5 protein-coding genes and 1 pseudogene are annotated in these 4,693 nt (G+C 66.1%); 4 read left to right on the forward strand and 2 right to left on the reverse strand.

All coding sequences use genetic code 11. The features are described 5' to 3' along the window. The 3 genes and pseudogenes from KVS67_RS14130 to KVS67_RS11140 all read left to right on the forward strand — a co-directional run. On the forward strand, positions 1–288 hold a 288-nt coding region (locus tag KVS67_RS14130), incomplete at its 5' end, for a type I restriction-modification system subunit M N-terminal domain-containing protein (RefSeq protein WP_254629342.1). A gap of 524 nt (positions 289–812) precedes the next feature. Beyond that, a pseudogene (locus tag KVS67_RS11135) lies at positions 813–1,824 on the forward strand (IS481 family transposase). A gap of 67 nt (positions 1,825–1,891) precedes the next feature. After that, entirely contained in the window at positions 1,892–2,764 is an 873-nt protein-coding gene (locus tag KVS67_RS11140; RefSeq protein ID WP_223247471.1) for an Ltp family lipoprotein, read from the forward strand. A gap of 171 nt (positions 2,765–2,935) precedes the next feature. Here KVS67_RS11140 and KVS67_RS11145 read toward each other — a convergent pair whose 3' ends face one another. Continuing rightward, complete coding sequence (locus KVS67_RS11145; RefSeq protein WP_063190010.1) at positions 2,936–3,835, reverse strand: DUF3800 domain-containing protein; 900 nt, start codon at positions 3,833–3,835, stop codon at positions 2,936–2,938. Between the two features lie 237 nt (positions 3,836–4,072). On the opposite strand from KVS67_RS11145, the gene KVS67_RS11150 reads away from it, so the two are divergent. After that, positions 4,073–4,279, forward strand: coding sequence for a type I restriction-modification system subunit M N-terminal domain-containing protein (locus KVS67_RS11150; protein ID WP_063190008.1), 207 nt, complete (start codon positions 4,073–4,075; stop codon positions 4,277–4,279). 68 nt (positions 4,280–4,347) lie between these two features. Here KVS67_RS11150 and KVS67_RS11155 read toward each other — a convergent pair. Next, positions 4,348–4,693, reverse strand: a 346-nt coding sequence (locus KVS67_RS11155) for a helix-turn-helix domain-containing protein (protein ID WP_217565360.1), incomplete at its 5' end; no start/stop codon positions are given.

The raw sequence follows: 4,693 nt of genomic DNA on the forward strand, positions 1-4,693 counted from the left end.
GTACGCTCGGCAGTGCACCCATCAAATGGAAACCGACGACTCACAGAACGTCCGGACCGAATGAAGGGGGCGGCTCACTCTCGCCAGAACCTCTCGAACTTCGTGTGGGGGATCGCGGATCAGCTCCGGGGCGTGTTCAAGCCGAACCAGTACGGCACGCTCGTCCCTCCGCTCACCATCCTGCGCCGCATGGAGGCGGTCATGGCCCCGCACCGGCTCGTTCTCGCGGGATCCCTCGTAGTGATCGAACAGGCTTGGCGGGATGGTCTCGACGGCGGCGAGCACTGACTCGATATCGTCCGGGGTGGGGGTGCGAGAAATCACGAGATGACCCCCTTCGCAGGGCTGCGAGCAGTATCCCTCCAGCCGCGGGCTCTGAAGTGCGGCTGTGGCAGGTGAAGTGGCCGTTCACCCTTCCGACGCGGAAACGCGACATGAGCATTCCTGCTCGACTCTCACATGTCCTCGGCGTGTCGCTCAATGGGTGCGTTGCTGTGCACAATATGCAGTTGAGGGCCTTCTCACCCTTCCTCGACAGACTCTCACTGGCACCCATTTCAGCCGCAAGAGCGCTTGGTTCGAGGCTCGCACATCAGTCACGGAGAGTTTTCTTATGCGCGCTCAGCGACTCCTCCTCTTCCTGCCCCTCCTGCTCGTGGCCACCGGCTGTTCCGGTCAGGAGGGACCGGGGCCGTCTAGCTGTTGTGGGTCATGAGGTTCTTGGCACGAGGGCCGGGCTGAGATGAGACGAGCGGGCCCCTGCCGCAGGATGGAAGTTCCTCAACAACCCATCCGCTGGAAAGAGCCCGCTCATGACCCACGCTAACGCACCCCTGACCCCCACCGGCCGTCTCAGGATGGTCCACCGCCACCTGCACGACGGGATCCCGCAGGCGCACGTGGCCGCCGAGTTCCGCGTCAGCCGCCCCACGGTGGCCACCTGGGTGGCCCGCTACCGCGCCGAGGGCGAGGCCGGGCTGCTCGACCGGCCCAGCCGGCCGCGCCGTTCACCTGCCCAGCTCGATCCGGTCCTGGTCGCCCAGATCCACGCCCTGCGGCGGGAGCGCAAGTGGTCCGCACGGCGCATCCATCACCACCTCGTCTCCGAGGGCCACCGGGTGTGTCTTCGTACCGTGGGACGGTGGCTGCACCGACTCGGGATCTCCCGCCTACGGGACCTGACCCCGGCCGGAGAAGACCTGCGCCAACAGCCGGCCCAGAGGATCACCGCGAGAGGGCCGGGGCACATGGTGCACCTGGACGTGAAGAAAATCGGACGCATCCCCGAGGGGGGGCGGCTGGCGTGCTCACGGCCGGGACTCCGAGAACGCGCGAGCAGCCAAGCGCGGGCCTGGCCGACGGGTCGGCTACACCTACCTGCACTCGGCGATCGACGGGTACACCCGCCTGGCGTACACCGAGGCGTTGGAGGATGAGAAGGCGGTGACCACGATCGGGTTCTTCTGCCGGGCGAGGGCGTTCTTCGCCGCCCACGGCATCACCGTGGACCGGGTGGTCACGGACAACGGGAACAACTACCGGGCCGTGGACTTCACCGCCAAGGTGGTCTCGCTCGGGGGCCGGCACCACCGGATCCGGCCCTACACGCCCCGCCATAACGGGAAGGTCGAACGGTACAACCGGCTGATGGTCGATGAGGTCCTCTACGCCCGCCCGTACTCCTCAGAGACGGCCCGGCGTGAGGCGCTGGCCGTGTGGGTGAACCACTACAACTACCATCGGCCTCATACCTCCTGCGGGGACGCCCCTCCGGCCTCGTTGGCCCCGGCCCGAGTCAACAACGTCATGACCTCTTACATCTAGCTCCCAATCCTCATTGTCCTCGTCTTCTTCGGCGGTGTCGCCGACGCCCGCCGCCTCGGAGAGCCCCATGCAGCTGACGGCCACCGAGACGTGCGAACAGCTGGCAGGCAACCGCGGTGGTCTTGCGTTAGACGTCCTGGACTTCAGCGTGGACTTCTACATGGAAGACCTCGTCATGAGCGATAGGGATCGTCGCGTGGCGGGGTTGGTGGAGCAGGGCGATCAGCTGCGCGCGGTCGCCCATCCCAAGTATCTCGACACCTTGGACCGTCTGATGGCCGAGCCTGAGGAGATCCAGCGCATTGTGAAGTCGGGCGGTGGCAGGTACACGATGCCAATGCAGGACATCGTGCAGTCTGTGACCGGTGCAGCCACCGACTGCTACCAGCCCGGTGAGGAACTCAACAGGTTCGTTGAGAACATGACGCCCATCATTAACCGCATCCCGGAGTATGCGGCGCTGGAGGTGGACGGCGCGTCCGAGGGCGCATCCTCCACGCCGGCTGCATCGTCGACCTCGACCCCTACTGCGGGGTCTGCTCCTGCATCGGAGCCCACGCCCACCCCTGAGCCCACGCCGACGCTCTCGGAGGAGACGGAAGCGGCAGCCGAGCATGAGGCCGGGGATGTGCCGATGGAGTACCAGTCGGCGCTTCGCAAGGCGTACAGCTACGAAGAGAACATGGACATGTCCAAGATGGGCATCTATGGCCAGCTGGTCTCCGAGTACGGTGAGCAGTTCTCACCAGAAGCGGCGCAGTACGCGATCGACAACATGACGGACGTGGACTGGAATGCCAATGCGCTGGCCAAAGCGAAGAGCTATCAGGAGATGATGGACATGTCGCCGTCTGCGATCTACGACCAACTGGTCTCGGAGTACGGTGAGGAGTTCACGCCCGACCAGGCGCAGTACGCGATCGACAACCTGTCCCAGTGACGCCCGGGCATGCCCCGCGCGTTGAATGAACGCGTCGGCAACGGTGTCGCCAGGTGGTCCACCCGCCGCCCGCATATTCTGGTCCTTCGCAGCCCGCGGAGGACCAGAATATGCGGGGCTGTGTTCCGCCTGACGCAGGGCCGGGGCGATCTCTATCAGCGGCGCCAGGTCTTAGTGTCCCGAGCGCCAGATCTTCGCCATCTTCTCCGCCGCCGCGGGGTCCACCGAGGCCCCCAGAAGCTGTCCATACGGGGTCGGGGCAAGCCGCCGTTCGCGGTGGAACAGCTCAGAGTGGTTGAAGTCCTGCACGCCGCGGTTCCACAGGTGCAGTTTAGACTCGTAGGTGAAGCTGCCCCTCATGGATGCCAGCCGCTGGGGGTCGGTGACCCAGGCGTACTTGGACAAGTCGTTGAGCTGGTGATCGACAGCGCGTGTGACGGCGGCGGCGACCCAGTCGGCGAACTGCACGTTGGAGCTCAGCGAACTGTCCACGTGCATGGGCGGTTCCACGATGCACCGCATCTCCGGAAAGTCGCCGGCTCGGCTGAAGATGTGGGCATACATCGATGCAACGCGTTCGACTCGCGTCTTCTCATTGATTTGATCGATGATCACCATGAGGTTATGCCCGTGATGGTGGGCATGGCGGGCCAGACGGTTCAGAGTCTCCCGCATGGCGTCGGCTTCGCGTTTCTCGACGTCCAGGCCGATCTGCTTGGGCGTCCCACGCTGCTTCTCGTCGGCGTAGTAGAACAGCTTGCCGCCGTGGTCAACGACGGACCGCACGAGCGCATCGAATACGCGGAGCTGCTGCGGAAAGCGCGCGGGGGTATCCGGTCGGAACAGATTGGCCCCCTTGAACTCCCACCGTCCGGGGTGTTCCGCTCGGTCGATCTCCGAGGCGAACAGCTGACGCTTCAGCGCGGTGAACTTCGCCCCAAAGCCTCGTGCGGCAGACTCCGGCATGACGAATCCGGCATAACCGAAGGCTGGGCTTGTCCGGAAGCGAGGATGGTCCGGGCCGACGTAGGCGCCCGGCTCGCCGATCTCGTCGATGTACGCCAGCAGCATCTGACCATTGTGCAGGGCACAGCGGACACTGCGGAAAAGCGCAGAGGCCCACGCAAGCGTGGGCCTCTCGAATTGGTGCTCGGGGCACTGTCTCAGCCCTAGCTACCACACGCGAGCGTACTCGCGCACGCAGAGCATAGGCAAGTGTGGTTGTGTATGATCCGTCGCCCTGTCGGGTCGCTGCGGGGTCGGAATGGGTCCCGTCCAGCGGCCCGCCCCCACCATTCGAAGGACCCCATGATCACCCCCGCCACGCCCGGCGCTGCCTCGGCGGCCCACCGCTTTCCCCAGAACCTCTCGAACTTCGTGCGGGGGATCGCGGATCAGCTCCGGGGCGTGTTCAAGCCGAACCAGTACGGCACGCTCGTCCTTCCGCTCACCATCCTGCGCCGCATGGAGGCGGTCATGGCCCCGCACCGGAGCCGGAATCTTCTGCGGGTCTGACCCTTCTCGGCGGCCGTGGCCGGGGCAGAAGGGTCAGATCCGCAGAAGATTCCTGAGGCTCGGGGCTGTCACTCCCGGGTCCGATGCCGGGAACGGCGGAGCTCCTCGGCGCGACGACGGGGGTGGCTTCGGGCGGGTGGTGCGGCCGGGGCGCCGCCGTCGTCGCGTGCTGCCGGGGGCAGGGCCAGGTGGGGGTCGAGCGACCGCGGGGGCGTGTGCCAGTCGGGCCCCAGGACGGCGCCGAGCTGCTCCAGTCGTTGCAGGACCGTGTTGCGGTGGAGGAAGAGCCGGCGGGACGTCTCGGCCACGTTTATTCCGGCGTCCAGGTAGGCCAGTGCGGTCTCCCGGAGTGCCGAGGCACGCTGGGGTGGCAGGTCGCGCAGCGGCGCCAGCGGGCGGGTCGTCACGTCCTTG

It is taken from the genome of Micrococcus sp. GbtcB5 (genome assembly GCF_019091605.1).
GTDB lineage: Bacteria > Actinomycetota > Actinomycetes > Actinomycetales > Micrococcaceae > Micrococcus > Micrococcus luteus.

Bases quoted from the DNA above. Each gene is read 5' to 3' on its own strand.
- KVS67_RS11150 (WP_063190008.1), top strand. From the start codon at position 4,073: ATGATCACCCCCGCCACGCCCGGCGCTGCCTCGGCGGCCCACCGCTTT.
- KVS67_RS11140 (WP_223247471.1), top strand. From the start codon at position 1,892: ATGCAGCTGACGGCCACCGAGACGTGCGAACAGCTGGCAGGCAACCGC.
- KVS67_RS11145 (WP_063190010.1), bottom strand. From the start codon at position 3,835: ATGCTGCTGGCGTACATCGACGAGATCGGCGAGCCGGGCGCCTACGTC.